This window comes from Streptomyces sp. LUP30, from assembly GCF_001746365.1.
Lineage (GTDB): Bacteria > Actinomycetota > Actinomycetes > Streptomycetales > Streptomycetaceae > Streptomyces.
Genome location: NZ_MJAJ01000027.1, coordinates 48,902 through 73,888, shown reverse-complemented (window position 1 = coordinate 73,888; position 24,987 = coordinate 48,902). Strand labels below are relative to the sequence as shown.

The window sequence follows — 24,987 nt, the reverse complement described above, 5'->3', positions numbered from 1 at the left end:
CGCTGCGTGATCCCGTCAGCCCGGTCCGCCCTCCGCGCCCCGCCCTGCCCTGCCCTGCCGGGGACGCGGACGCAAACGCAGACGCGGACGCGGACGCGACCGTCAGATCGTCGAGGTGTCGATCACGAACCGGTAGCGGACGTCGCTGGCGAGCACCCGCTCGTAGGCGTCGTTGATCTCCTGCGCGGCGATCAGCTCGATCTCGGCGCCCAGGCCGTGCTCGGCGCAGAAGTCCAGCATCTCCTGGGTCTCCGCGATGCCGCCGATCATGGAGCCGGCGAGGGTCTTGCCGCCGCCGATCACCGAGAAGAGGTTGAGGGAGATCGGCTCCTCGGGGGCGCCCACGTTCACCAGCGCGCCCTCCGCCTTCAGCAGGGACAGGTAGGCGTTGAAGTCCAGCGGGGCCGAGACCGTCGAGAGGATGAGGTCGAAGGAGCCGCGCAGGTCCTGGAAGGTCTTCTCGTCGCTGGTGGCGTAGTAGTGGTCGGCGCCCAGCTTCAGGCCGTCGTCCTTCTTGCGCAGTGACTGGGACAGGACGGTCACCTCGGCGCCGAGCGCGTGGGCGATCTTGACCGCCATGTGGCCGAGGCCGCCCATGCCGAGGACGGCGACCTTCTTGCCGGGGCCGGCGTTCCAGCGCTTCAGCGGGGAGTACGTGGTGATGCCGGCGCACAGCAGCGGCGCGGCGACGTCCAGGGCGAGGCCGTCGGGGATGCGGACGACGAAGTTCTCGTCGACCACGATGTTCTGGGCGTAGCCGCCGTACGTGGGCTCGCCGTCCTTGCCGACGGCGTTGTAGGTGCCGACGCTGCCCCCGGTGCAGTACTGCTCCTGACCGGCCTTGCAGTTGTCGCACTCACGGCAGGAGTCGACGAGGCAGCCGACGCCCACCCGGTCGCCGACGGCGAACCTGGTGACGCCGGGGCCTACCTCGGAGACGACGCCCGCTATCTCGTGGCCGGGCACCATCGGGAAGATCGCCTCACCCCAGCCCTCCCTGGCCTGGTGGATGTCGGAGTGACAGATGCCGGCGAACTCGATGTCGATCAGAACGTCGAACTCGCGGACCGTACGACGTTCGATGGTCGTGCGCTCCAGGGGAGCCTTGGCGGCGGGGGCGGCGTACGCGGCGACGGTGGTGGTCATGCCGGGGTTCTCCTAGGGGGGTTGCGTCGTGTCCGGCCTGCCTTCCGGCCGGACACGACGTCCAGTCTGCCCCGCGTCGTGGGATTCACCCAGGTCACACCTCTGCGTACGTCTGCCGTGCCTACCACTGGCGGGGTCAGGATGCCGTGCGTACGACCATGAATACTGGACGACATGGACGAACGCCCCGAACCCGTCGGCGCCTCGCTGGACCGGCGAGCCGAGCTCAGCGAGTTCCTGCGCACCCGGCGGGCCCGGCTCAAGCCGGAGGACGTGGGGCTGCCCGACTTCGGCCGGCACCGCAGGGTGCCGGGGCTGCGTCGTGAGGAGCTCGCGCAGCTGGCCGGGGTCTCGGTGGCGTACTACACGCGCCTGGAGCAGGGCAACGGGCGCAACGTGTCGGCGGAGGTGCTGGACGCCATCGCCCGCGCCCTGCGGCTGACGGACGCCGAGCACGCGCACCTCACGCACCTCGCCAAACCGAAGCACAAGAAGAAGCAGACGGCGCGGTCGCCGCAGACGCGGCCGGCGCTGCAGCAGCTGCTGGACGCGATGGACGCGGTGCCGGCCTACGTCATCGGGCGGCGCTCGGAGATCCTCGCGTGGAACCGGCTGGCGGCGGCCCTCTTCGGCGACTGGGGTGAACTGCCGGCGGCGGAGCGCAACTGGGCCCGGCTGACGTTCCTGCGCCCCGATTACCACGATCTCTTCGTGGACTGGGAGCAGAAGGCGATCGACATCGTCTGCGTCCTGCGCATGGAAGCGGGCTGCTATCCGGACGATCCGCGGCTGTCCGCGCTGGTGGGCGAGCTGTCGGTGAAGAGCGATGACTTCCGGCGGCTGTGGGCGACGCACGACGTCAAGGAGAAGAGCCATGGCGTGAAGCGCATGAGGCATCCGCTGGTGGGCGAGCTCTCCCTGAACTTCGAGGGGTTCAGGCTGTCGGACGACAGTGAGCAGGTAATGGTGACGTATCACGCGGAACCGGGATCGGCGTCGGCGGAGGCACTGCGGCTGCTGGCGAGCTGGGGCGCCGACGCCACCCGGGCGGGATCCCAGACGCCGTCCGCCTGAGGGTGCGGCGCCGCCGGGGGGTGCCGGGAGGGGGCTGTCGGGAGGGTGGCGGGGGTTGCCGATCCCGGGCCCCGACCGCGTCACCGGCGTGCGACGCGCCGTCCGCCCGCCGCTCCCCAGCCCCCGGCCGGCTCAGCCCCGGTAGGGGGGAGCCGCGCCCCAGCCCCACTGGGGCACCGGCTGCTCGGCGGGCGGTTTGGCGTCCGGCCCCGAGAAGTGCACGGCGAGCCGGGTGCCCCACTCGACGTAGGCGAGGAACGCCGAACGGAACTCGGGGTCGGTGGGCAGGGCGGCCTCGTCGGCGGCGTCCTGGATGAGGTTGACCCAGCGGCGGCGCTGGGGCTCGGTGATGTCGCGGCCGAAGTGCTTGGCCACCATGTGGCTGTGGCCGCCCTGGGTCGCCGAGTAGGTGTGCGGGCCGCCGAAGACCTCGGCGAGCCAGAGGGCCACGTGCTCGGCGTGCTCGGGGGCGAGGCCCGCGAAGACCGGGGCGAGCACGTCGTCCTGGAGCACCTTGGCGTAGAACGCCTCGGTCAGCCGGGCGAAGGCCTCCGCGCCGCCGGCCCACTCGTACAGCGTGGGCACGGCGGACCCGGCTCCGCGCACGGATGTGGCCTTGTAGTGGCGCATCTCGGCGATGTCGCCGACGTACGGGCGGATCTCCGCGAGGAACGCCGGGAACAGGTCGGAGGTGCGGAAACCCTGCAGGTGGTCCTCGGTCGAGGTCCAGGTGATGCGCAGGATGAAGTGGCCGAAGTCCTCCTCGCAGCGCGCGAGTTCGTAGTCGACGCAGTGCGGGGAGGCCGCCAGTTCGCGTGCTGCCCGGCTGTACGCGGCCAGGAACTCCGCCGAGCGGTCCTCCGGGATGGCGTACCGGATGTACTCGACGGTGGTGGGCGTGGTGGGCGTCTGATCCGTCTGTGGTGCCGTCATGGGGCCACGCAAGCACGAACGGCCCGCCGGAGGCTTCTCTTCCGGCGGGCGTTCTCTCAGGGCTCAGCGAGCCGCCCGCGGCGGCTGCCCGAAGCGGGCGGCCGCACCGCGGGCCCGGGGTGCTCTCGCGGGCGGCTCACTGAGCCGCCGCGTTCTCCCTCACCGTGATCCTCCCCTTGCGGATGGTCGCCACCCGCGGGGCCTTTCGGGCGATCGCGGAGTCGTGGGTGACCATGACGAAGGTCAGCCCGTGCTCCTTCCACATGGCGTGCAGCACGTCCATGATCTCGTCGCGCATGCTCTCGTCGAGGTTGCCGGTGGGCTCGTCGGCGAGCAGCACCTTCGGCTGTTTGACCAGCGCGCGGGCGATCGCGACGCGCTGCTGCTGACCGCCGGACATCTCGGACGGCAGATGCCCGAGGCGCTCGCCGAGTCCCACGGACGTCAGCGCCTCGGCGGCCCGCTCGCGCCGCTCCCCGCCCTTCACGCCGAGCGGGACGAGCGCCGTCTCGACGTTCTCCTGCGCGGTGAGCGTCGGGATGAGGTTGAAGGACTGGAAGACGAAGCCGATGTTCTCGCTGCGCACCTTCGTCAGCCTGGCCTCGGAGAGCTTGGCCAGGTCGACGCCGTCGAAGATGATCTCGCCCTCGGTGGGCCGGTCGAGCGCGCCGATCATCTGCAGCAGCGTGGACTTGCCGCCGCCGGTGGGGCCCTGGATGACGAGCCGGTCGCCGTCCGGGACGGTCAGGTCGACGCCGTCGAGGGCGTGGACGGTGTCCTTGCCGCGGGTGTAGCGCTTGGTGACGCCTCTGAGTTCGTACATGGGACTGCAACTCCTGGGTTCGGTGGGGTGGGTCGGCTACTCGACGCGGCGCAGCGCGTCCGCCGGGCGCAGCCTCGACGCCCGCCAGCCGCCGAAGGCACCCGCGATCAGACCACCGGCCACGGCGAGGCCCACCGCGACGGCCACCGTGGTGACGCTCACCGGCGCGGTCAGGGCGACGTCGAGGGTCCTGGCCGCCGCCCGGCGACCGCCCCCGCCGAAGCCGCCGGGGCCGCCCTGGCCGCCGCCACCGCCCAACTGGGCCTGCAGGGTGGGGCTGATCGCGGTCACGGCGTACGCCCCCGCCAGGCCGAGCGCGATGCCCAGGGCCCCGCCGAGCAGGCCGTTGACCATGGCCTCGCCGACCACCTGCCGGGTGACGCGGCCGGACTTCCAGCCCAGCGCCTTCAGCGTGCCGAACTCGCGGACGCGCCGGGAGACCGCCGAGGAGGTGAGCAGGCCGGCGACCAGGAACGCGGCGATCAGCACCGCGACGGACAGCCACTTGCCGACGGTGGCGGCGAGGGAGGAGGCCGTGGAGAGGGAGCCGGAGACGGTGTCCGCGAGATCGGCGGAGGTCGTCACCGTCGTCCCCGCGACGTTCTTCTGGATGGTCGACTTGACGCTGTCGATCTTCTTCGAGTCGGTCGCCTTGACGTAGATCGTGGTGACCTTGTTCTTCGAGTCGCTGAGGGTCTGGGCCTGGGCCAGCGGGATGTAGACGTTGGCGGCGGCGTCGCCGCTGTCGGCCGTGGCGACGCCGATCACCGAGAACTTGACGCCGCTGACGGTGAGCGTGGAGCCGACCTTGAGCGACTTCTCCTTGGCGTACGCGGAGTCCACGACGGCGACCTTGCCGTCGGTCTCGGAGGCCTTGAAGGTGCGGCCGCCGGTGATCCTCGAGGAGGTCAGCGGGCCGAGCTCGGGCTCGGCGACGTCGGCGCCGTAGACGGAGTAGTTGTCGACGTCGAAGTCCGCGCCGCCGCCCCGCACTTCGCCCTGCGGCCCGCCGCTCTCCTGGCCGCCGCGAGCGCCCTGGCCGCCGCCCGTGGCGCCGCCGCCGTTCTGCTGGAACTGGCCGCGGGTGAACTGGCCGTCGATCTTGATGACCCGCAGGCTCAGCCCGCCGACCGCGTCGGCGACCCCGCTCTGCTTGCCGACCTGGGCGACGGTCGCCGTCGACAGGGTCTGGAAGCCCTGCACCATGACGCGGTCGGTGCTCTGCTGCGCGCCGGAGCCGTCGTTCTGCGCGTCGAACTGGAAGCGCGGACGGTCGGAGGCGTTCGCGGTGGGCGAGGCGGCCTTGGTGACGGTCATGTCCGTGCCCAGGCCGTACAGGGACTGCAGGACCTCGTCCTGGGCCTTCCCCATGCCGGACGAAACGGAGGAGACCACGACGACGAGCGCGATGCCGAGGGCGAGACCGGAGGCGACGACGAGGGCCGCTCTTCTGCGGCGGCGCAGTTCGCGCCTCAGGTAGGTGAAGAACATGGCCGCAAGCTAGGTACGGCGCGTGATGACTGGATAAGGCCGGGATAAGAGACCGATGAGAACCTGAGAAGGCTGTGGCGGACCCGGAAAACACCGGTGCCGCCCCCTGGAGGGCGGCACCGGAAAGCTGTGAACGGACTGTCAGGACGACCCGTCAGACGGCCGAACCCGCCTTCCACTGGGCCCAGTCCATGTTCCAGCCGTTGAGGCCGTTGTCCGGGGCCACGGTCTTGTCGCCGGTGTTCTTGACCACCACGACGTCGCCGACGATCGAGTTGGTGTAGAACCAGTAGCCCGCCGTGCCCTTGTCGTCGGCGCCCTTGGTGTCGGACAGGCCCACGCAGCCGTGGCTGGTGTTCACCGAGCCGAAGACGGACTTCGCGCCCCAGTAGTTGCCGTGCACGAAGGTGCCGGAGTTGGTGAGGCGGATGGCGTGCGGGACGTCCTTGATGTCGTACTCGCCCTTGCCGTCGTCGTCGGTGAAGCCCACGGTCGCGCCGTTCATGCGCGTCTCCTTGAACTTCTCCGACATCACCATCTGGCCCTCGTACGTCTTGTTGTCGGGCGAGCCGGCGGAGATCGGGATGGTCTTGATGACCGCGCCGTTGTGCGTGACCTTCATCTGCTTGGTCTTCGCGTCGACGTAGGAGACCTGGTTACGGCCGACCTTGAAGGTGATCGTCTTCTGCTGGACGCCGAAGACGCCCTTGGCGCCCTCCACACCGTCGAGCGCGAGCTTCAGCGTGACGGTGGAGTTCTCCTTCCAGTAGTCCTTCGGACGGCAGTCCATGCGCTGGGTGGAGAACCAGTGACAGACGACCTCCTGACCGCTGGTGGAGGTGACGCTGACGCCCTTCTGCACGGCCGCCTTGTCGGTGATCGACTTGTTGAAGTTGATCGACACGGGCATGCCCACGCCGACGGTCGAACCGTCCTCCGGCGTGAAGTTGCCTATGAAGCTGTTGTCCGGGGAGACCGTGGTGAAGGAGGCGTTCTCGTGGGCCACCAGACCGCCGGAGTCCTTCGCCTCGGCCGCCACCTTGTAGGTGGTGGAGCGCTCCAGCTGCTGGTTCGGCTTCCAGCTGGTCTTGTCGGCCGAGAGCGCGCCCTCGACCGCCTTGCCGTCGGCGGTGGTCATCGTCACGGCGGAGAGCGTTCCCTTGCTCACCGTGACGGTCGCCGAGTTGTTGATGGAGGCGTTGTTCGAGCCGTCCGCGGGTGTGATCTTGATCTGGGCCGCGGAGGACTTCTGCGCCGCCGCCTCGTCGGCCTTGGCCTGCGAGGAGCTGCCTCCGCCGTCCGAGGCGCCGTCGCCACCGCCGGAACACGCAGAGAGCACCAGAACACCGCCGAGCAGGGCGGACGCGGTCATCAGACCTCGACGCCGCCTACTGTCCGTCATCACACGCTTCTCCATCGTTGCCATTGCCTGAAAACCCCGAGAGTCCCCGTTTGGAAACTTCAACGCTACGAGCGGTGCGTCCCGTTCCACATTCTCCGAAGGTGTGGGGCATGCCACGTTCGTGGCACGCATGGTGCGGGTGTCGGCTCGTGCGCCCCCCTAAGACGGCGTGACCCCGGACGGCGGTCGCCGTCCGGGGTCACGGGTTTCCCGCAACGCTCAGCCGATGCCGACCTGTTCACCGTCGGACTCGTCGTCCTGGTCCCCATCCTCGTCGACATCATCGTCGTCGAGGTCCCACTCCGGCGAATCCGGGTCGTACTCGACCCGCTCGCTGGACCAGGAGGCCTGCTGGAGCTCCACTCCGTCGACCCCGCCGACCAGGTCGAACGGATCGACGAGGTAGGCCAGGGCCTCCGCGGTGTCCTCCGTCACAGCGCCCTCGGCATGGGCGCGCTCGGCGTCCGGGATCCCCTCGTCCTCGGCGAGCCGTCGCAGCGCGGCCGCGGTCACGGCGTCCTCGTCATGAACCTCGAGGAGAATTTCCACCCGAATCCGAACAAAACGTGATGACTCTTCAGTGCTCATGGCCGGAGCGTACGACTCATGGCTCCCGCAACTTTCCCGCGACCCGCGCCTTTCATTAGCATCGGGCCACACGGCCAATTCGCCAGCGTCACAAGGGGATCGATATTCCGTGTCATCCGCTCGCCGTCCGTTGCTGACCGCCACCGCCGCGGGGACCCTGCTGGGCGCCCTGTGGTTCGTCCCGTCCGCCAACGCGTCCCAGGACGCCCCGGTCAGAACGGAGACGACGACGCAGGTCACGACCCAGGCGCGAGCCGCGTCGACGACCACGGCCGACGCGGCGGACGCGACCCGGGCGACCCGGGCGACCGCCGACAACGCGTCGACCCTGACGGCCGTCCGGACCGCGGCCGACACCACGACCGACACCACGACCGGCGACGGCACCCGGCTCGCCGACACCGGAAGCTTCGACACGACCCCCTATGTCGTGGGCGGGACCACGCTGCTCGCCCTCGGCGCGGGCTTCGTTTTCTACTCGATTCGCCGGGAACGTCTGGGTTTTTGAAATAACTTGACTGATCTTTGACGGCTTCCTCATAGTTCGCTCATGAAGAGATCACCGGGGACACGGCTGTGCGCCACCGCCGCCATCGGCGCGCTGTCGCTCTCCCTCCTGACCGCCTGCTCCGACGGGGCGAAGGACGCCGGCGACGCCAAGGGCCCGGCGTCCTCCGCGGCCTCCGGGGGCTCCACGACCGCCTCCGACGCCAAGGCGCTGCCCACGGCCGAGCTGGAGAAGCTGCTGCTCGCCCAGGGCGAGGTCAAGGGCTACAAGGTCACCTCGGGCGACGACACCCTGCCGGCCTCCAAGAGCGTGGTGAAGACCGACAAGGAGGCGTGCGCGCCGCTCGCCTACGCCATGTCCGGTCTCGCGCCCGGCGACACGGAGTCCCATGCGAGCAACACGCTGACGGAGGACAACGCGTCGGCCGCCGCCACCAAGTCCCCCGGGGACATCAGCCAGTCCGACCTCGAGGGCGCCTTCAAGGTCAAGCTGACCTTCGTGGGCCTCTCCTCGTACGAGGGCGACGGCGCGGAGAAGGCCTTCAAGTCGGTCTCCGACGGCGTCGCGGCCTGCTCCGGCGGGTTCGGGGTCACCGCCCAGGGCGAGAAGCAGAAGATCACCAAGGTCGCCCCGGAGCAGGGGGCGCGAAGCGGTGACGAGTCCGTGGCGTTCACGGTCGACTCCGACGTCGACGGCGACGGCACGGCCACCTTCCACACCCAGGTGGTGCGCAAGGGCAACACCGTGGCCTCGTTCTACACGGTGGACTTCGCCTCGCTCACGTCCACCGGCAAGTCGTCCGCCGTGCCGGCCGCCGTCGTCGCCGCGCAGGTCGCCAAGCTCAAGTGACTCCCGGCGCACACCGGGGCCCTGTCCTCGCGCCGCACGGACGCGCGGGCAGGGCCCCGTACGGTGCCGGCGCTACCGCAGCGGCCCGGTGACCGTCTCCACGGCGGCGACCACGCCTCCGTCGCGCACGAACGCGTCCGCCGCCGCGAGGTCGGGCGCGAGGAACCGGTCCGGGCCGGGGCCCTGGACGCCCGCCTTGCGCACGGCCTCGATCACGGCCCGGCTCGCCGGCGCCGGGGTCAGACCCTCGCGCAGTTCGAGGCCGCGCGTGGCGGCGTACAGCTCGACGGCGATCACCCGCGTGAGGTTGTCGACGGCGGTGCGCAGCTTGCGGGCCGCGGACCAGCCCATCGACACGTGGTCCTCCTGCATGGCGGAGGACGGGATCGAGTCGGCGGACGCCGGCACGGCCAGCCGCTTCAGCTCGCTGACCAGCGCGGCCTGCGTGTACTGGGCGATCATCAGCCCGGAGTCGACGCCGGCGTCGTCCGCGAGGAACGGCGGGAGGCCGTGGCTGCGGTTCTTGTCCAGCAGCCGGTCGGTGCGCCGCTCGGCGATGGAGGCGAGGTCGGCGACGGCGATGGCGAGGAAGTCCAGCACGTAGGCGACCGGCGCGCCGTGGAAGTTGCCGTTGGACTCGACCCGCCCTCCCCCGGTGCCGAAAGCCTGTGAGGTGTCCCCAGGCAGCACCACCGGGTTGTCGACGGCCGAGGCCAGCTCTCGCTCGGCCACCAGACGGGCATGGGCCATGGTGTCGCGGCCGGCGCCGGCGACCTGCGGGGCGCAGCGCACGGAGTAGGCGTCCTGGACGCGCGGGGCGTCGTCCTGGTGGTGGCCGGTGAGCTCCGAACCCGCCAGCACCGCGAGCATGTTGGCGGCCGAGGCGCCCTGGCCCGGGTGCGGGCGGATGGCGTGCAGCTCGGGGGCGAGGACCTTGTCGGTGCCGAGCAGGGCCTCCAGCGACAGCGCCGCCGTGACGTCGGCGGACTTGTAGAGCATGTCGAGGTCGGCGAGGGCCATGACCAGCATGCCGAGCATGCCGTCGGTGCCGTTGAGGAGCGCCAGGCCCTCCTTCTCGCGCAGTTCGACGGGGGCGATGCCGTGCTCGGCGAGCAGGTCGCCGGCGGGCCGGACGACGCCGTCCGGGCCCTCCGCGTCGCCCTCGCCCATGAGGGTGAGGGCGCAGTGCGAGAGCGGGGCCAGGTCGCCGGAGCAGCCGAGGGAGCCGTATTCGTGGACGACCGGGGTGATGCCGGCGTTCAGGATGTCGGCCATGGTCTGCGCGACCTGGGGCCGCACGCCGGTGTGTCCGGAACAGACGGTCTTCAGCCGCAGGAACATCAGGGCCCGGACGACCTCGCGCTCCACGCGCGGGCCCATCCCGGCCGCGTGCGAGCGGACGATGTTGCGCTGCAGCTGGGCGCGCAGCTCCGGGCTGATGTGCCGGGTGGCGAGGGCGCCGAACCCGGTGGAGACGCCGTAGACCGGCTCGGGCTTGGCCGCCAGCGCGTCCACGATCTCGCGGGCCGCGGCGAGTGCCGCCACCGCCTCCTCGGAGAGCTCGACGCGGGCGCCGCCGCGCGCCACGGCGAGCACGTCGGACGCGGTCACGCCGTGCGTCCCCACCACCACAGTGTGCATATCCATATTCAGGAGCGTAGTGACTGAAGACCACGATGTCACCAGTGGAGGCGGGGTTCGCCCCTTACCGACTGCGTCACACTCTCAGGGCCGCCCCCGGAACCTGCGCCGCTCGGCGGTCCGCTCCCGCTCCGGGGGCGGCTCGTCGGCCAGCCGCACCACGGGATCGTCCGGCCCCTCCCGCCCGGCGACCACCGGCCGGGCGGCCCGCACCGCCTTGGCCCGGTACTGGGCGGCGTCGGCCAGCCGGAACAGCCGCCGCGCCGAGCCCACCGGCCCGATGGGGTCCTGGGTGGAGGCGACTCCGCAGGCCACCCCCTCGCCGAGCTCCAGCTCGCCGGCCCGGCGGCAGAGCTCACCGGCGACCTCGACGACGTCGTCGGCGGGCGGGCCCACGGCCAGCAGACAGAACTCGTCCCCGCCCAGCCGGGCGGCCAGCGCGCCCGGCAGCATCGCCCCGCACAGCGAGAGCACCGACCCGAACCGCTCCAGCAACCGGTCCCCGACCGCGTGCCCCCGGGTGTCGTTGACCCGCTTCAGCCCGTTGAGATCGCACACGACGAGGCTGACGACGACCCCCTCCGCACGGTGCCGCTCGACCGCCTCCTCCAGCCGCACGTCGACGGCCCTGCGGTTGGCCAGACCGGTCAGGGCGTCGGTGAAGGCGAGTCGGCGGGCCTCCTCCAGCCGCTCGGTCTGGGCGAGCCCGGCCGCGACGACGGCGGCCAGCACGGTGGCGAAGTCGGCGTCGGCGCGGTCGAGGACGGGGGCGCCGGCGGAGCGCGCCACATACAGCTCGCCCCAGGCCCGGCCGTGCAGCACGATCGGCGCGACCACGCAGGAGCCGCGGCCCCGGCGGCGGAGGGCGGCGACCCTCTGATGACAGTAGCCGGGGCGGCCTGCGGCCGGTCCCTGGGCGGTCTCCACCCAGGCGTTGGGTTCGCCGCCGGCCGCCCAGCGCTCGTGCAGGAACTCGGTGATCTCGGGGAACTGGTGCACCGGGTAGGCCTCGGCCTCCGGGAACTCGTCCTCGTCGGCGGCCCGGTCGCCCACGTTCGCCAGGACGCGCAGCCGCCCGAGGTCGCGTTCCCACACCGAGAGGGCGGCGAAGTCCCCGGCCAGCGCGCGGCACGCGCCGAGCGCCGCGGCCCGCCACGACTCGCGGGGGGTGCGCGCGGCGGCCATGCCCTGCGCGAGCGCCACCACGGCCACAAGGCGTCCGTCCTCACCCATCGCCCTCACCCACTGCCCTCGCCCATCACCCCAGGCTAGGGATATTTGGGTGAAAAAGAGACACGGAGGGGGCACTTAGAGTGACAGCGGCCGTCCCCGCGGACTCACTCGCCCGGCCACTGCGGCTTCCGCTTCTCGTTGAACGCGGCCACCCCCTCCGCCCGGTCCCCCGAGAACGCCACCGACCGCCACGCCGCGTCCTCGACCTCCAGCCCGGCCCGCAGGTCCAGCCCCTGCCCGAGCCGCAGAGCCCGCTTCGCCGCCCGCAGCCCCACCGGCGAGTTGGCGCCGATGCGCGCGGCCAGCGCCAGAGCCTCCTCCCGGTCCCGCCCGTCCTCCACCAGCACGTCCACCAGGCCCAGCTCACGCGCCTCGGCCGCCTGCACCCGGCGGGCGGTGAAGACCAGCTCGGCCGCCCGCGCCGCCCCCACCCGGCGCGGCAGCAACTGCGTCCCGCCGCCGCCCGGGATCACGCCCACCGACACCTCGGGCAGCCCCACCACGGCCGTGCCGTCGGCCACGATCAGGTCGCAGGCGAGCGCCAGCTCGAAGCCGCCGCCCAGCGCGAAACCGTGCACCGCGGCGACCGTGGGGACCGGCAGTTCCAGCACGCCGGTGTAGGCCCCGCGCGCCACCGGCCGCTGGCGGACCAGCTCGGCGTCGCTGAGGGAGTTGCGCTCCTTGAGGTCCGCGCCGACGCAGAACGCCCGCTCGTGCGTCGAGGTCAGCACGACCACCCGGACCGCCCGGTCCCCGCCCAGCGCCGCACAGGCCCCCGCGATCGACCGGGCCATGTCGGTGGACACGGCGTTCATGGCCTTCGGCCGGTCCAGGGCCAGCTCCGCGACATGGCCGCCGTCCCCGTGCCGGCGCACCGCCACGAACTCCCCGAACCGCTCCTCGCCCCCGACGCCCACGACACCGCTCACGACACCCTCCGGGTTAACGATGGTTAACAACTGTGGTCCGATCATCGCAGCCGAGGCCCGGCAGCGAAAGAGTGAACCCGTCCCCGTCGAGAGTCCCGTCCACCCGTTCGAGTGACATCCCGCCCAACTCGCCCCGCACCACTCACAGGAGCGCATAACGTGCGTCCGCCCCGGCGCAGCGGGGGCGCGATCGCATCCGGGAGGAAACGCGATGACGAGCACGCGGACCGGGCCGGACGTGACGGCACACGACGTGACGGCCCCGACGGAGGCCGAGGCCGACCGGCCGTGGGCGCCGCGCCCCCGTGGCCGGCATCGCCGGCCCCGCCCCCACAAGGTGCTGTTCGCCGCCGGCGGCCTCGCTCTGGCCGCGGGGGTGCTGAGCTTCGTACGGCTGACCCCCGACGCGGGTGGGCCCGCCGGTGTGGGCGCCGCCGAGGCCGATCCGCAGCCCGATCCCGTCGCGAGCACCGGGGCCGACGACGACCCCGGCCGCTCGGTCGACACCGCGGCCACCGTCGCGCCCTCCCCGACCGCGCCCAGCGCGATGGGCGGCGCGAGTGCCGGTCCGGCCCCCGAGGTCGGCCTTCTGCCGGGCGCCCCCGGCTCACCGACGTCCGTCGCCCTCACTCCGGGCGCCACCTACACCCAGGCACCGCCCGGCGCGGCGCCCACGCGGCCTGCGGCCGACACGCCCCGGGAGCCCGACGCGCCACAGCCCGCGCCCACGTCGACCACGGCTCCCCGGCCCTCGGCGACGCCGGCCCCCGCCCCGGCCACGACGCCGCCCGCGCCCCAGCCGGGGCACACCGGGACCCCGCGGCAGCCGGGCGTCTGCGTCCCGGTCGTCGGCCTGTGCGTGGACCCGCTGGGAGCCACCCTGCCGAAGCTCTAGAGAGGTTCGCGGCGCCCATGAGGACACCGGAAGGCAGGGGTCTAGTCGTCCGGGTCGCCGCGGCGGGTGAGCAGCCAGGGTTCGACCACGCCCAGGCCGCGCACCGGGCGCTGCCACATCGGCTGCAGCGCGAAGCGGTACTTCGGGGGCTCCTCGCCCTCCTTCTCCGCCGCGGCCGCCTCCTCGGCGGCCTCCGCCTCGGAGGAGGGTGCGTCGCCGGTGCGGATGAGCTCCTCGGCGAAGGCGCTGTCGACCAGGACGGCGTCGCGGGGAGCTATCGACGTCAGGCGGGAGGCCAGGTTGACCGTGGTGCCGAAGACATCGCCCATCCGGGTGGTGACCGTGCCGAACGCCATGCCGACGCGCAGTTCGGGCATCGTCTCGTCGTTGCTCATCGTCTCGACCAGCAGCAGCGCGATGTCGGCGGCGGTGCCCGCGTCGTCGGCGGCGTACAGCACCTCGTCGCCGAGGGTCTTGATCAGTCGCCCGCCGCGGGCGGCCACCAGGTCGGCGGAGGTGGTCTCGAAGGCCTCCACCAGTTCGCCGAGCTCCTCCTCCTCCATGCGACGGGTCAGCCGGGTGAAACCGACCAGGTCGGCGAAGCAGACGGCGAGCCGGCGGTCGACCATCTCCTCGTCGTCCGCCGCCTGCACGACCCGGCCCGCCGAGGCGGCGAGCTGCCGGCGCCAGACGTAGACGAGGAACTCCTCCAGCTCGGGCAGCAGCAGCTCGACGATGGGATAGGTGACCTCGGTGCGGGTCATGCCCGGCTCGGGCGGCTCGGTCAGGCCCTCCAGGAAGGAGTCGATCTGCCACTCCGCCAGCCGGGCGGTGGTCTGGCCGGTGGAGCGCGCCACCTGCACGGCCATCGCCTCGCTCAGCAGTCCGGCCTCGACGAGACCGGCCAGTCGGCGCAGGGCGAGGACGTCGGCCTCGGTGAGCGCCCTGGCCTGCCCGATGTCGGCGAAGCCCATGGCCCGCCAGAAGCGCGACGCCAGCTCCATGGAGACGCCCGCGCTGCGGGCGGCCTGGAAGGGGGTGTAACGGCGCTCGGCACCGAGGATGAGCTGTTCGAGGCGCAGCGCGAGAGGATGCGGGTCCTCACCTGGGTCGCCCGGCTCGCCCGGGTCGGCGGCCGGCAGGTTGCCCCGGCCGTCCTCGCCCGCGCCGGAGCCCGTGTCGTCGACGGTCACGCCTGCTGCCCTTCCGATCTTCCGCGGTCATGTATCGACCGGCCTCAACTCTACGGCAGGTGTGCGCCAGCTCACTCCGTTCGGTCCGACGAGGGGCGCGGTGCGGTCAGGGCCCCGGAGGCCTTGGCGGCCCCGGCGGCCGCCGAGGCTCACACCGGCCTGAGGTGGACGATGTCGCCCGCTCCCACCGGCTCCTGTACCCCTTCTTCCGTGGCGATCACCAGCCGCCCGTCGCCGTCGACCGCGACCGCCTCGCCGACGATCGACCGGTCCCCCGGCAACTCGGCCCGTACCGTTCGTCCCAGAGTGGCGCACCCGGCCGCGTACGTCTCCTGCAGACCGCTCTCCGCCGGATCGCCGCCGGCCTCCCGCCAGCGCCCGTACCACTCCTCCAGCGACCGCAGCACGCTCCGCAGCAGCGTGTCCCGGTCCGTGCTCACCGCCCCGGCCAGCGCCAGCGAGCCCGCCTGCGGCACCGGGAGTTCCTCCGCGCGCAGGGAGACGTTGATGCCGACGCCCACCACCACCGCGCTCTCGTCGGCCCGCCCGGCCCGCTCCGCGAGGATGCCGCCGGCCTTGCGTTCCTCTCCCCCGACGGTCACCAGGAGGTCGTTGGGCCACTTGAGTGCCGTGTCGACGCCGGCCGCCCGGGACAGCCCCGTCGCCACCGCCACGCCGGTGAGCAGCGGCAGCCAGCCCCAGCGGGCCACCGGCACCTCGCCGGGGGTGAGCAGCACGGAGAAGAACAGGCCGGAGCGCGGGGGCGCCGTCCACCGGCGGTCCAGGCGGCCCCGGCCCGTCGTCTGCTCCTCGGCGACGAGGACCGCGCCCTCGCCCGCCCGTCCCGCGTCCGCCGCCGCGACCAGGTCCGAGTTGGTGGAGCCGGTGCGCTGCACCACGTCCACGCCCGTCCACAGGCCGCCCTCCCGGACCAGCCCCCGGCGCAGGGCCGCCACGTTGAGCGGCGGACGGTCCAGATCGGACCACCGGCCGCCGCCTGCGTCTGATGCATCTCGCGGTGTCATGCAAGCCACCCTAGGTGTGTCGAATGCCGCACTGCCGATCCGTAGGGGCAGCACTACTCTACGGATGAGTAACCGTCCCCCCTTTTGAGCAGGCAGGGAGCCGCGATCCCGATGTCCGAGCCGGAAGAGCGCCAAGAGATCCAACAGTCCCAAGGGATCGACGTCCACACCACCGCGGGCAAGCTCGCGGATCTCCAGCGCCGTATCCAGGAAGCGACGCACGCCGGTTCGGAACGCGCCGTCGAGAAGCAGCACGCCAAGGGCAAGTTGACGGCCCGTGAGCGCATCGACCTCCTCCTCGACGAGGACTCCTTCGTCGAGCTGGACGAGTTCGCCCGGCACCGCTCCACCAACTTCGGCCTGGAGCACAACCGTCCGTACGGGGACGGCGTCGTCACCGGCTACGGCACGGTGGACGGACGTCCGGTCGCCGTGTTCTCCCAGGACTTCACGGTCTTCGGCGGGGCGCTGGGCGAGGTCTACGGACAGAAGATCGTCAAGGTGATGGACTTCGCCCTGAAGACCGGCTGCCCCGTCATCGGCATCAACGACTCCGGCGGCGCGCGCATCCAGGAGGGTGTGGCCTCACTGGGCGCGTACGGCGAGATCTTCCGCCGCAACACGCACGCGTCCGGGGTGATCCCGCAGATCAGCCTGGTCGTGGGCCCGTGCGCGGGCGGCGCGGTGTACTCCCCCGCGATCACCGACTTCACGGTGATGGTGGACCAGACCTCGCACATGTTCATCACCGGTCCGGACGTCATCAAGACGGTCACCGGCGAGGACGTCGGCTTCGAGGAGCTGGGCGGGGCCCGCACCCACAACGCGGTGTCGGGCGTGGCGCACCACATGGCCGGCGACGAGAAGGACGCCGTCGAGTACGTCAAGCAGCTGCTGTCGTACCTGCCGTCCAACAACCTGTCCGAGGCACCGGTGTTCCCCGAGGAGGCGGACCTGTCCGTCACCGAGGAGGACCTGGAGCTGGACTCCGTCGTCCCGGACAGCGCCAACCAGCCGTACGACATGCACACGGTGATCGAACACGTTCTGGACGACGCCGAGTTCTTCGAGACGCAGGCGCTGTTCGCGCCGAACATCCTCACCGGCTACGGCCGGGTCGAGGGCCACCCGGTCGGCATCGTCGCCAACCAGCCGATGCAGTTCGCGGGCTGTCTGGACATCACGGCCTCCGAGAAGGCGGCCCGCTTCGTCCGCACCTGCGACGCCTTCAACATCCCGGTCATCACGTTCGTGGACGTGCCCGGCTTCCTGCCCGGCGTCGACCAGGAGCACGACGGCATCATCCGCCGCGGCGCCAAGCTGATCTACGCCTACGCCGAGGCCACCGTCCCGCTGATCACCGTCATCACCCGCAAGGCGTTCGGCGGCGCGTACGACGTCATGGGCTCCAAGCACCTGGGCGCGGACCTCAACCTCGCCTGGCCGACCGCCCAGATCGCCGTCATGGGCGCCCAGGGCGCGGTCAACATCCTGCACCGCCGCACGATCGCGGAGGCGGAGGCGAACGGCGAGGACCTGGAGGCGGTGCGCGCCCGGTTGATCCGGGAGTACGAGGACACCCTCCTCAACCCGTACGTCGCGGCCGAGCGCGGCTACGTCGACTCGGTGATCATGCCGTCCGACACCCGCCGGCACATCGTGCGCGGTCTGCGTCAACTGCGCACCAAGCGGGAATCCCTGCCCCCGAAGAAGCACGGCAACATCCCCCTCTAAGGAGCCGCTGTGACGATCAAGGTCGTACGGGGCAATCCGACCCCCGAGGAGCTCGCCGCCGCCCTGGCGGTGGTCCGGGCCCGCGCCGCGGCGGCAGTGACGGAGCCGTCCGGCGCGCAGCCCCCGAAGGACGCGTGGTCCGACCCGGCCCGCATCGCGGCACACCGGGTGCCGCAGCCGGGCCAGGCGTCCTGGACCCGCACCTACTGGCCGAGCTAGCGACACCCGGCCCTCGGGGGGCGGCTGGCCGCGTGTGTCGGCCTGCGCCCTCCACGGCCCGCAGCCGACGAACCGCCGAACGGCAGGTGAACGGCTGCGGGCCGGCGATATGAGTACGCCTACTCAGGCAGCGGCCCCCTGCCAGGCTGCACGCTGGTGGCATGCTGTGGTCCGACCCCGAGAACGAGCCCCCGAAGGAACTCCGCGACATGCAGGAGACCCTGCGGAGACTCGGCCTCTTCCTCGCGTTGGCCATGGTGGTGGCGATGATCGTGCTGGGGATCAGATAGCCCGTGCCGCGCCGCTAGGCTGGCCGCATGCGCCGACTCGTCCTCGCCTCCCAGTCCCCCGCCCGGCTGAACCTGCTGCGCCAGGCCGGCCTCGCACCCGAGGTGATCGTGAGCGGGGTGGACGAGGACGCCGTCACCGCGCCCACCCCCGCGGAGCTCGCTCTCGCCCTCGCCGAGGCGAAGGCCTCCGTCGTGGCCGCACGGCCCGAGGTCAAGGGCGCCCTGGTGATCGGCTGTGACTCGGTGCTCGACCTGGACGGCGAGGCGCTGGGCAAGCCGGCGGACGCCGCCGAGGCCACCGCACGCTGGAAGGCCATGCGCGGCCGGGCCGGGACGCTCCAGACCGGCCACTGCGTCTACGACACCGTCAGCGGGCGCTACACCTCCGCGACCGCCTCCACCGTCGTGCGCTTCGGCGAGCCGACCGACGCGGAGGTCGCCGCGTACGTCGCCTCGGGCGAACCCCTGTACGTCGCCGGTGCGTTCACCCTCGACGGCCGCTCGGCCCCGTTCATCGACGGCATCGAGGGCGACCACGGCAACGTCATCGGCATCAGCCTGCCCCTCGTGCGCCGACTGCTGGCGCAACTGGGCGTCGGCATCACGGAGTTGTGGGCGCCGCCGGAGGCGTGACCGGCTCGGCCGCGGCCGGCCGGGGCGGAGGCGGCGGGAGCACGGCGGCCGAACCTCCGCCGTCGCCCCTGCCGTCCCGGGACGCCTCGGCGACGGGCCGCTGCCGGGCGTCGTACGTCATCAGCAGCAGCACGATCAGGGCGAGCACGACCACCATGAACACGAACTGCGGCACGCCCAGCAGCCCCCACGCGAAGGCGCCCAGCAGACCGTGCACGACGGCCGCGCTGATCAGCAGGACCCGGCCGAAGCCGGCGGGCGCGCGGTCGCGCAGGGCCACCAGCAGGGCGACCACGCCGCACAGGGCGAAGTAGAGACCGAAGACGAGCCCGCCGATCTTCGAGGACATCGACATGACGTCCGGGTCCAGGCCGGCCAGGGACATGTCCTGCCGGTCCACCACGACGCCCATGAACCAGTTCAGCGCGGCGATTCCGATCGCCTCGGCGAACAGCACGATCGCCACGACCCACGCCACCGGTCTGCGTACCACCGGTCCCCACCCACTTTCGAGCCGGACCCCAGCGGGGTCGGGCAAGCTAGCTGTTACCTCAAGTACGTTCGAGACACCCGGAACGCTACTAACGGGTAAACGTTGGGACAAGGGTTCCGGGTGCGGCAAAGAATCATTGGGCCATTCGTAGGGACTCGACAAAGAAACGGAGTGGGCCGCAGCACGCTCTCACAGAGACCTTGACCACACAGGAGGGCTAGGGTTTCCCGAAGGAGTGCTGCGTACGGCGGTACTACAAGGGATTTCGCGGTCGAGTGAGCCTGACATCACGCTCCGTGTGGGCAAGCTCACCTTTGGGGACGGGTCGTAGAGCCGTGTCGGCAGTCCCTAAACTCGGCTTGTTTCAAGGAGGGAGCCTCAATCGTGCGCAAGGTGCTCATCGCCAACCGTGGCGAAATCGCAGTCCGCGTGGCCCGGGCGTGCCGGGATGCCGGTATCGCGAGCGTGGCCGTGTACGCCGACCCGGACCGGGACGCTCTGCATGTCCGCGCGGCGGATGAGGCGTTCGCCCTGGGCGGTGACACTCCGGCGACCAGCTATCTCGACATCGAGAAGGTGCTGAACGCGGCGCGGGAGTCCGGCGCCGACGCCGTCCACCCCGGCTACGGCTTTCTCTCGGAGAACGCCGAGTTCGCCCAGGCGGTCCTGGACGCCGACCTGATCTGGATCGGCCCGCCCCCGCAGGCCATCCGCGACCTCGGCGACAAGGTCGCCGCCCGGCACATCGCCCAGCGCGCCGGCGCGCCGCTGGTCGCCGGCACGCCCGACCCGGTCTCCGGGGCCGACGAGGTCGTCGCCTTCGCCGAGGAGCACGGCCTGCCGATCGCGATCAAGGCCGCCTTCGGCGGCGGCGGCCGCGGTCTCAAGGTCGCCCGCACCCTCGAGGAGGTGCCCGAGCTGTACGACTCGGCCGTCCGCGAGGCGGTCGCCGCCTTCGGCCGGGGCGAGTGCTTCGTCGAGCGCTACCTGGACAAGCCGCGGCACGTGGAGACGCAGTGCCTGGCGGACAGCCACGGCAACGTGGTCGTCGTGTCCACCCGCGACTGCTCCCTCCAGCGCCGCCACCAGAAGCTGGTCGAGGAGGCCCCAGCGCCGTTCCTGTCCGAGGCGCAGACGGCCGAGCTGTACGCGTCCTCCAAGGCCATCCTCAAGGAGGCCGGCTACGTCGGCGCCGGCACCGTGGAGTTCCTCGTCGGCCTCGACGGGACGATCTCCTTCCTGGAGGTCAACACCCGTCTGCAGGTCGAGCACCCGGTCACCGAGGAGGTCGCCGGCATCGACCTGGTGCGCGAGATGTTCCGCATCGCCGACGGCGAGGAACTCGGCTACGGCGACCCGGAGCTGCGCGGCCATTCCTTCGAGTTCCGCATCAACGGCGAGGACCCGGGCCGGGGCTTCCTGCCCGCCCCGGGCACGGTGACCCGCTTCGAGGGGCCCTCCGGTCCGGGCGTGCGCCTGGACGCGGGCGTCGAGTCGGGCTCGGTCATCGGCCCGGCGTGGGACTCGCTCCTCGCCAAGCTGATCGTCACCGGCGCCACCCGTGAGCAGGCGTTGCAGCGGGCGGCCCGCGCCCTGGACGAGTTCCAGGTCGAGGGCATGGCCACGGCGATCCCGTTCCACCGCGCGGTCGTCAAGGACCCGGCGTTCGCCCCCGAACTGACCGGCAGCCAGGACCCGTTCACGGTCCACACCCGGTGGATCGAGACCGAGTTCGTCAACGAGATCCCCGCCTTCTCCGCCCCGGCCGACTCCGAGGCCGAGGACGAGACGGACCGCGAGACGATCGTCGTCGAGGTCGGCGGCAAGCGCCTGGAGGTCTCGCTCCCGTCCTCGCTGGGCATGTCCCTGGCCCGCACCGGCCTCGCGGCGGGCGCCAAGCCCAAGCGCCGCGCGGCCAAGAAGTCCGGACCCGTGGCCTCCGGCGACACCCTCGCCTCCCCGATGCAGGGCACCATCGTCAAGGTGGCCGTCGAGGAGGGCCAGGAGGTCAAGGAGGGCGACCTGGTCGTCGTCCTCGAAGCGATGAAGATGGAGCAGCCGCTCAACGCCCACCGCTCGGGCACCGTGAAGGGCCTCGCGGCGGAGGTCGGCGCGTCCGTCACCTCGGGCGCCGCGATCTGCGAGATCAAGGACTGACCGCACCGGTCGATCGTGCCGAGGCGCCCGGACCCCCGGGCGCCTCGCCGCGTTCACGGCCCCGCACGGGCCTGAGGACGGCGCCCCCGGTCACCCGGGAGCGACGGCCGACGTCGACGGCGCACGTCGGCGACTCATGTCGACGACCGGCGTCGTCGACCGCCGAGATCAGCGACGGCGCAGGTCCGCGACCCGGGCCCGCTCCCCGGCGGGGGACTGCTCGCCCAGCATCGAGGCCGCGCGGAGCCCCGCCGGAGTGCCCGGGATCTGGCCCCGCCGGGGGGCCGGCAGCGGTACGTCCCGACGCTGCTGCTGGTGGCGCGCCGGGACCGCGTCACCCCCCTGGCCTCCCGACGCCCCGGCCACGGCGATCTGCACCCCCTGGTCCGCCAGGGCCTGCAGTTCGGTGGCGGCGCGGTCGTCGTGCGCGGGCGGCTCGTCGGTCACCAGCCGGGTGATGAGGTCCGTGGGCACCGTCTGGAACATGGTGTCGGTGCCGAGCTTGGTGTGGTCGGCGAGGACCACGACCTCGGCGGCGGCCTGCACCAGGGCCCGGTCCACGGACGCCGACAGCATGTTGGACGTGGACAGCCCGCGCTCGGCGGTCAGTCCGCTCCCGGAGAGGAAGGCCCGCGACACCCGCAGCCCCTGCAGGGACTGCTCGGCGCCGCTCCCGACGAGGGCGTAGTTGGAGCCGCGCAGGGTGCCGCCGGTCATCACGACCTCCACCCGGTTGGCATGGGCCAACGCCTGTGCCACCAGCAGGGAGTTGGTGACGACGGTCAGTCCGGGCACCCGGGCGAGCCGGCGGGCCAGCTCCTGGGTCGTGGTGCCCGCCCCGACCACGATGGCCTCGCCCTCTTCGACGAAGCCCGCGGCGAGGTCCGCGATGGCGGTCTTTTCAGCGGTCGCGAGATGGGATTTCTGCGGAAAGCCGGATTCTCGCGTGAACCCGCCCGGCAATACCGCACCGCCGTGCCGGCGGTCGAGGAGTCCTTCTGCCTCCAGTGCGCGCACGTCCCGCCGTACGGTCACTTCGGAGGTCTGGACGACGCGGGCGAGTTCACGGAGCGACACGGCCCCGTTCGCTCGCACCATTTCGAGGATCAATTGGCGACGTTCTGCAGCGAACACGAAACTGACAGTAACGCGGACGACCGTCTGCTTTCAGCTCTTTGCGCCGAATAGTAGAAGTTGTTCGCACAGAGGGACGGCCGGTGGTATAAGGCGCAACTCCGGTGCACATGCCTCCCGCACAGTCCGGCGACCGGGTGCGCCCACGCCGTCAACTCCCCATGACCGGGGCGGAGTCCACCGGGCCGCCGCAAGCGGCTGTCAGGCCTCGCCCGCCGTCTTGCGGGTGTGCAGCTGCCGCGCCACCTCTGCGATCGACCCGGAAAGGGACGGGTACACGGTGAACGCGTTCGCGATCTGTTCGACCGTCAGGTTGTTGTCGACGGCGATCGAGATGGGGTGGATCAGTTCCGAGGCGCGCGGGGCCACGACCACCCCGCCGACGACGATCCCGGTGCCGGGGCGGCAGAAGATCTTGACGAAGCCGTCGCGGATGCCCTGCATCTTGGCGCGCGGGTTGCGCAGCAGCGGCAGCTTGACGACCCGGGCGTCGATCTTCCCGCCGTCCACGTCGGCCTGGCTGTAGCCGACGGTGGCGATCTCGGGGTCGGTGAAGACGTTGGAGGACACGGTCTTGAGGTTGAGCGGGGCCACCGCGTCGCCGAGGAAGTGGTACATGGCGATGCGGCCCTGCATGGCGGCGACGGAGGCCAGGGCGAAGATCCCGGTCACGTCCCCGGCGGCGTACACGCCCGGCGCGGTGGTCCGGCTGACCTTGTCGGTCCAGATGTGCCCGGACTCGCGGACCTTGACGCCCGCCTCCTCCAGCCCCATCCCCTCGCTGTTGGGGATGGCGCCGACGGCCATGAGGCAGTGCGAGCCGGTGATGACGCGGCCGTCGGACAGCGTGACCTCGACCCGGTCGCCGACCCGTTTGGCGGACTCGGCGCGCGAGCGGGCCATGACGTGCATGCCGCGGCGGCGGAAGACGTCCTCCAGGACGGCCGCCGCGTCCGGGTCCTCGCCAGGCAGCACGCGATCGCGGGAGGAGACGAGGGTGACCTTGGAGCCGAGGGCCTGGTAGGCGCCGGCGAACTCCGCGCCGGTGACGCCCGAGCCGACGACGATGAGCTCCTCGGGCAGCTCGGCGAGGTCGTAGACCTGGGTCCAGTTCAGGATGCGCTCGCCGTCGGGCTGGGCGTCCGGCAGCTCGCGCGGGTGGGCGCCGGTGGCGAGGAGCACGGCGTCCGCGGTGAGCGTCTCCTCCGTGCCGTCGGCGGCGCTGACCACGACCTTGCGGGAGCCGTCGAGGGCCTGCATGCCCTCCAGCCGGCCGCGGCCGCGCAGGACGCGGGCGCCGGCCCGGGTGACGGAGGCGGTGATGTCGTGCGACTGGGCGAGCGCGAGGCGCTTCACACGGCGGTTGACCTTGCCGAGGTCGACCCCGACGACCCGGGCCGCCTGCTCCAGCGGCGGGGTGTCGTCGGCGACGATGATGCCGAGCTCCTCGTAGGAGGAGTCGAAGGTGGTCATCACCTCGGCCGTGGCGATCAGGGTCTTCGACGGCACGCAGTCGGTCAGCACCGACGCCCCGCCCAGACCGTCGCAGTCGACGACGGTCACCTCCGCGCCGAGCTGCGCGGCCACCAGGGCCGCCTCATAGCCGCCGGGTCCGCCACCGATGATCACGATCCGAGTCACATGTTCCATTCTCCCGTACCGGCCGCGGTGCTACCGCCCCGGGGGCCGCGGACGCCGGGACTGTGACCAGAGTGACGCCCGCGCCCACTGCCGTACTCTCCTTGCATGTCGCTCTACGCCGCGTACGCCGGCAACCTCGACGCGCGGCTGATGACCCGCCGCGCTCCCCACTCGCCGCTGCGCGCCACCGGCTGGCTGAACGGCTGGCGGCTGACGTTCGGCGGCGAGCAGTTGGGCTGGGAGGGGGCGCTGGCCACGGTCGTGGAGGACCCCGGCGCGCAGGTCTTCGTCGCGCTGTACGACGTCGCCCCCATGGACGAGGAGTCCCTGGACCGCTGGGAGGGCGTGGGCCTCGGCATCTACCGGCGGGCCCGGGTGCGGGTGCACACGCTGGAGGGCGAGGAGTCCGCCTGGATGTACGTCCTGAACGGCTACGAGGGCGGTCTGCCGTCGGCCCGGTACCTGGGCGAGGTCGCCGACGCGGCCGAATCGGCCGGGGCGCCACACGATTACGTGATGGAGCTGCGGAAGCGGCCCTGCTGAGAGGCCCGACTCCTACACTCGAGGAATCGACGCGGCAACGGGAGACGGCATGACCCCCACAACGTACGACGTCTACTACACGGTGCAGGCCGCCGAGGCCCGCGACCGGCTCGACGACCGGCAACGCATGGCGTTCGACAAGGGCATCGCCCTGCTGGCCCGGGACCCGTTCCTGTCCGTGTCCCGCCCCATAAGCTCCACCGGTGACGACCGGACGATCCGCCTCACACAGAACGTCCTCGTGGAGTACACGATCAGCCGCGGACGCCTGTTGATCTTCATCGTCGAAGTCTTCAACGACAAGGACGTGCTGATCACGGACGACTGACCGGCGCAGGCGGCCCCTCCTCGTTGGAAACGACAAGACAACGATCGCCATCCCGTCGGCTTCGGCATCTACGCGCGTAGGCCGG

General features: G+C 71.8%; 25 protein-coding genes. 11 read left to right on the top strand and 14 right to left on the bottom strand.

Annotated features, from left to right (window positions below):
* Window positions 1–102 precede the first annotated feature (102 nt).
* Window positions 103–1,146: an NAD(P)-dependent alcohol dehydrogenase gene (locus tag BG482_RS22565; protein ID WP_069770902.1), complete on the bottom strand. Its 1,044-nt coding sequence runs from the start codon at window positions 1,144–1,146 to the stop codon at window positions 103–105.
* Between the two features lie 174 nt (window positions 1,147–1,320).
* On the opposite strand from BG482_RS22565, the gene BG482_RS22560 reads away from it, so the two are divergent.
* On the top strand, window positions 1,321–2,220 hold the full coding sequence (locus BG482_RS22560) for a helix-turn-helix domain-containing protein (RefSeq protein WP_069770901.1): 900 nt from the start codon (window positions 1,321–1,323) through the stop codon (window positions 2,218–2,220).
* 132 nt (window positions 2,221–2,352) lie between these two features.
* On the opposite strand, the gene BG482_RS22555 is transcribed toward BG482_RS22560, so the two are convergent.
* From BG482_RS22555 to BG482_RS22535, 5 genes are all read right to left on the bottom strand, one after another.
* Window positions 2,353–3,153, bottom strand: a complete 801-nt coding sequence (locus BG482_RS22555) for a group II truncated hemoglobin (protein ID WP_069770900.1) — start codon at window positions 3,151–3,153, stop codon at window positions 2,353–2,355.
* A 136-nt stretch (window positions 3,154–3,289) separates the two neighbouring features.
* Window positions 3,290–3,976 carry an ABC transporter ATP-binding protein gene (locus BG482_RS22550; RefSeq protein ID WP_069770899.1) on the bottom strand — a complete coding sequence of 229 codons (687 nt, stop codon included), beginning with the start codon at window positions 3,974–3,976 and terminating at the stop codon, window positions 3,290–3,292.
* A gap of 36 nt (window positions 3,977–4,012) precedes the next feature.
* Window positions 4,013–5,467, bottom strand: a complete 1,455-nt coding sequence (locus BG482_RS22545) for an ABC transporter permease (protein ID WP_069770898.1) — start codon at window positions 5,465–5,467, stop codon at window positions 4,013–4,015.
* Between the two features lie 154 nt (window positions 5,468–5,621).
* Complete coding sequence (locus BG482_RS22540) at window positions 5,622–6,869, bottom strand: Ig-like domain-containing protein (protein WP_256096450.1); 1,248 nt, start codon at window positions 6,867–6,869, stop codon at window positions 5,622–5,624.
* Window positions 6,870–7,088: 219 nt separating this feature from the next.
* On the bottom strand, window positions 7,089–7,418 hold the full coding sequence (locus tag BG482_RS22535) for a hypothetical protein (protein ID WP_256096449.1): 330 nt from the start codon (window positions 7,416–7,418) through the stop codon (window positions 7,089–7,091).
* Between the two features lie 148 nt (window positions 7,419–7,566).
* Between BG482_RS22535 and BG482_RS22530 the strand changes: the two genes are divergently transcribed.
* Window positions 7,567–7,965, top strand: a complete 399-nt coding sequence (locus tag BG482_RS22530) for an LPXTG cell wall anchor domain-containing protein (RefSeq protein ID WP_069770895.1) — start codon at window positions 7,567–7,569, stop codon at window positions 7,963–7,965.
* A 42-nt stretch (window positions 7,966–8,007) separates the two neighbouring features.
* A complete protein-coding gene (locus BG482_RS22525) occupies window positions 8,008–8,814 on the top strand; it encodes a hypothetical protein (protein WP_069770894.1) in 807 nt (268 codons plus the stop codon).
* A 72-nt stretch (window positions 8,815–8,886) separates the two neighbouring features.
* On the opposite strand, the gene hutH is transcribed toward BG482_RS22525, so the two are convergent.
* The 3 genes from hutH to BG482_RS22510 all read right to left on the bottom strand — a co-directional run bounded on the left by hutH (window position 8,887) and on the right by BG482_RS22510 (window position 12,662).
* Window positions 8,887–10,455: a histidine ammonia-lyase gene (hutH, locus tag BG482_RS22520; protein ID WP_069770893.1), complete on the bottom strand. Its 1,569-nt coding sequence runs from the start codon at window positions 10,453–10,455 to the stop codon at window positions 8,887–8,889.
* An 84-nt stretch (window positions 10,456–10,539) separates the two neighbouring features.
* Complete coding sequence (locus tag BG482_RS22515; protein ID WP_069770892.1) at window positions 10,540–11,688, bottom strand: GGDEF domain-containing protein; 1,149 nt, start codon at window positions 11,686–11,688, stop codon at window positions 10,540–10,542.
* 104 nt (window positions 11,689–11,792) lie between these two features.
* On the bottom strand, window positions 11,793–12,662 hold the full coding sequence (locus BG482_RS22510) for an enoyl-CoA hydratase/isomerase family protein (protein ID WP_256096448.1): 870 nt from the start codon (window positions 12,660–12,662) through the stop codon (window positions 11,793–11,795).
* 166 nt (window positions 12,663–12,828) lie between these two features.
* On the opposite strand from BG482_RS22510, the gene BG482_RS22505 reads away from it, so the two are divergent.
* The gene (locus BG482_RS22505) at window positions 12,829–13,512 is read left to right on the top strand and encodes a hypothetical protein (RefSeq protein WP_256096447.1); all 684 of its coding nucleotides are present in this window, start codon (window positions 12,829–12,831) and stop codon (window positions 13,510–13,512) included.
* Between the two features lie 41 nt (window positions 13,513–13,553).
* On the opposite strand, the gene BG482_RS22500 is transcribed toward BG482_RS22505, so the two are convergent.
* Both BG482_RS22500 and BG482_RS22495 read right to left on the bottom strand, forming a co-directional pair.
* Window positions 13,554–14,705 (bottom strand): adenylate/guanylate cyclase domain-containing protein, encoded by a 1,152-nt coding sequence (locus tag BG482_RS22500; RefSeq protein ID WP_069770891.1) that lies wholly within the window; start codon window positions 14,703–14,705, stop codon window positions 13,554–13,556.
* A 149-nt stretch (window positions 14,706–14,854) separates the two neighbouring features.
* Complete coding sequence (locus BG482_RS22495) at window positions 14,855–15,730, bottom strand: biotin--[acetyl-CoA-carboxylase] ligase (protein WP_069770890.1); 876 nt, start codon at window positions 15,728–15,730, stop codon at window positions 14,855–14,857.
* Window positions 15,731–15,841: 111 nt separating this feature from the next.
* Between BG482_RS22495 and BG482_RS22490 the strand changes: the two genes are divergently transcribed.
* From BG482_RS22490 to BG482_RS22480, 4 genes are all read left to right on the top strand, one after another.
* Complete coding sequence (locus BG482_RS22490; protein ID WP_069770889.1) at window positions 15,842–17,464, top strand: acyl-CoA carboxylase subunit beta; 1,623 nt, start codon at window positions 15,842–15,844, stop codon at window positions 17,462–17,464.
* Between the two features lie 9 nt (window positions 17,465–17,473).
* Window positions 17,474–17,683 (top strand): acyl-CoA carboxylase epsilon subunit, encoded by a 210-nt coding sequence (locus BG482_RS22485; protein ID WP_069770888.1) that lies wholly within the window; start codon window positions 17,474–17,476, stop codon window positions 17,681–17,683.
* A gap of 161 nt (window positions 17,684–17,844) precedes the next feature.
* Window positions 17,845–17,973 (top strand): morphogenic membrane protein MmpB, encoded by a 129-nt coding sequence (mmpB, locus tag BG482_RS45360; protein WP_107450686.1) that lies wholly within the window; start codon window positions 17,845–17,847, stop codon window positions 17,971–17,973.
* A 27-nt stretch (window positions 17,974–18,000) separates the two neighbouring features.
* Window positions 18,001–18,606 carry a nucleoside triphosphate pyrophosphatase gene (locus tag BG482_RS22480; protein WP_069770887.1) on the top strand — a complete coding sequence of 202 codons (606 nt, stop codon included), beginning with the start codon at window positions 18,001–18,003 and terminating at the stop codon, window positions 18,604–18,606.
* Here the strand turns inward: BG482_RS22480 and BG482_RS22475 are convergent.
* Window positions 18,575–19,099: a hypothetical protein gene (locus BG482_RS22475; protein ID WP_069770886.1), complete on the bottom strand. Its 525-nt coding sequence runs from the start codon at window positions 19,097–19,099 to the stop codon at window positions 18,575–18,577. The two genes, BG482_RS22480 and BG482_RS22475, sit on opposite strands and share 32 nt — an antisense overlap.
* Before the next feature lie 384 nt (window positions 19,100–19,483).
* Between BG482_RS22475 and BG482_RS22470 the strand changes: the two genes are divergently transcribed.
* Window positions 19,484–21,256: a biotin carboxylase N-terminal domain-containing protein gene (locus BG482_RS22470; RefSeq protein WP_069770885.1), complete on the top strand. Its 1,773-nt coding sequence runs from the start codon at window positions 19,484–19,486 to the stop codon at window positions 21,254–21,256.
* Window positions 21,257–21,424: 168 nt separating this feature from the next.
* On the opposite strand, the gene BG482_RS22465 is transcribed toward BG482_RS22470, so the two are convergent.
* Window positions 21,425–22,390 (bottom strand): DeoR/GlpR family DNA-binding transcription regulator, encoded by a 966-nt coding sequence (locus BG482_RS22465; RefSeq protein ID WP_079142033.1) that lies wholly within the window; start codon window positions 22,388–22,390, stop codon window positions 21,425–21,427.
* 201 nt (window positions 22,391–22,591) lie between these two features.
* Window positions 22,592–24,040, bottom strand: coding sequence for an NAD(P)H-quinone dehydrogenase (locus BG482_RS22460; RefSeq protein WP_069770883.1), 1,449 nt, complete (start codon window positions 24,038–24,040; stop codon window positions 22,592–22,594).
* 96 nt (window positions 24,041–24,136) lie between these two features.
* Here BG482_RS22460 and BG482_RS22455 point away from each other — a divergent pair, with 96 nt between their 5' ends.
* Complete coding sequence (locus BG482_RS22455) at window positions 24,137–24,574, top strand: gamma-glutamylcyclotransferase (RefSeq protein ID WP_069770882.1); 438 nt, start codon at window positions 24,137–24,139, stop codon at window positions 24,572–24,574.
* A gap of 49 nt (window positions 24,575–24,623) precedes the next feature.
* Window positions 24,624–24,902, top strand: a complete 279-nt coding sequence (locus BG482_RS22450) for a type II toxin-antitoxin system RelE/ParE family toxin (protein WP_069770881.1) — start codon at window positions 24,624–24,626, stop codon at window positions 24,900–24,902.
* Window positions 24,903–24,987 lie beyond the last annotated feature (85 nt).

Excerpts from the sequence above, each read along its gene's own strand:
- BG482_RS22455 (WP_069770882.1), top strand. The coding sequence starts at position 24,137 with ATGTCGCTCTACGCCGCGTACGCCGGCAACCTCGACGCGCGGCTGATG.
- BG482_RS22480 (WP_069770887.1), top strand. The coding sequence starts at position 18,001 with ATGCGCCGACTCGTCCTCGCCTCCCAGTCCCCCGCCCGGCTGAACCTG.
- BG482_RS22495 (WP_069770890.1), bottom strand. The coding sequence starts at position 15,730 with ATGACACCGCGAGATGCATCAGACGCAGGCGGCGGCCGGTGGTCCGAT.
- hutH (WP_069770893.1), bottom strand. The coding sequence starts at position 10,455 with ATGCACACTGTGGTGGTGGGGACGCACGGCGTGACCGCGTCCGACGTG.
- BG482_RS22565 (WP_069770902.1), bottom strand. The coding sequence starts at position 1,146 with ATGACCACCACCGTCGCCGCGTACGCCGCCCCCGCCGCCAAGGCTCCC.
- BG482_RS22545 (WP_069770898.1), bottom strand. The coding sequence starts at position 5,467 with ATGTTCTTCACCTACCTGAGGCGCGAACTGCGCCGCCGCAGAAGAGCG.
- BG482_RS22490 (WP_069770889.1), top strand. The coding sequence starts at position 15,842 with ATGTCCGAGCCGGAAGAGCGCCAAGAGATCCAACAGTCCCAAGGGATC.
- BG482_RS22540 (WP_256096450.1), bottom strand. The coding sequence starts at position 6,869 with ATGACGGACAGTAGGCGGCGTCGAGGTCTGATGACCGCGTCCGCCCTG.
- BG482_RS22515 (WP_069770892.1), bottom strand. The coding sequence starts at position 11,688 with ATGGGTGAGGACGGACGCCTTGTGGCCGTGGTGGCGCTCGCGCAGGGC.
- BG482_RS22550 (WP_069770899.1), bottom strand. The coding sequence starts at position 3,976 with ATGTACGAACTCAGAGGCGTCACCAAGCGCTACACCCGCGGCAAGGAC.
- mmpB (WP_107450686.1), top strand. The coding sequence starts at position 17,845 with ATGCTGTGGTCCGACCCCGAGAACGAGCCCCCGAAGGAACTCCGCGAC.
- BG482_RS22555 (WP_069770900.1), bottom strand. The coding sequence starts at position 3,153 with ATGACGGCACCACAGACGGATCAGACGCCCACCACGCCCACCACCGTC.
- BG482_RS22525 (WP_069770894.1), top strand. The coding sequence starts at position 8,008 with ATGAAGAGATCACCGGGGACACGGCTGTGCGCCACCGCCGCCATCGGC.
- BG482_RS22505 (WP_256096447.1), top strand. The coding sequence starts at position 12,829 with ATGACGAGCACGCGGACCGGGCCGGACGTGACGGCACACGACGTGACG.
- BG482_RS22560 (WP_069770901.1), top strand. The coding sequence starts at position 1,321 with ATGGACGAACGCCCCGAACCCGTCGGCGCCTCGCTGGACCGGCGAGCC.
- BG482_RS22510 (WP_256096448.1), bottom strand. The coding sequence starts at position 12,662 with ATGATCGGACCACAGTTGTTAACCATCGTTAACCCGGAGGGTGTCGTG.
- BG482_RS22450 (WP_069770881.1), top strand. The coding sequence starts at position 24,624 with ATGACCCCCACAACGTACGACGTCTACTACACGGTGCAGGCCGCCGAG.
- BG482_RS22460 (WP_069770883.1), bottom strand. The coding sequence starts at position 24,040 with ATGGAACATGTGACTCGGATCGTGATCATCGGTGGCGGACCCGGCGGC.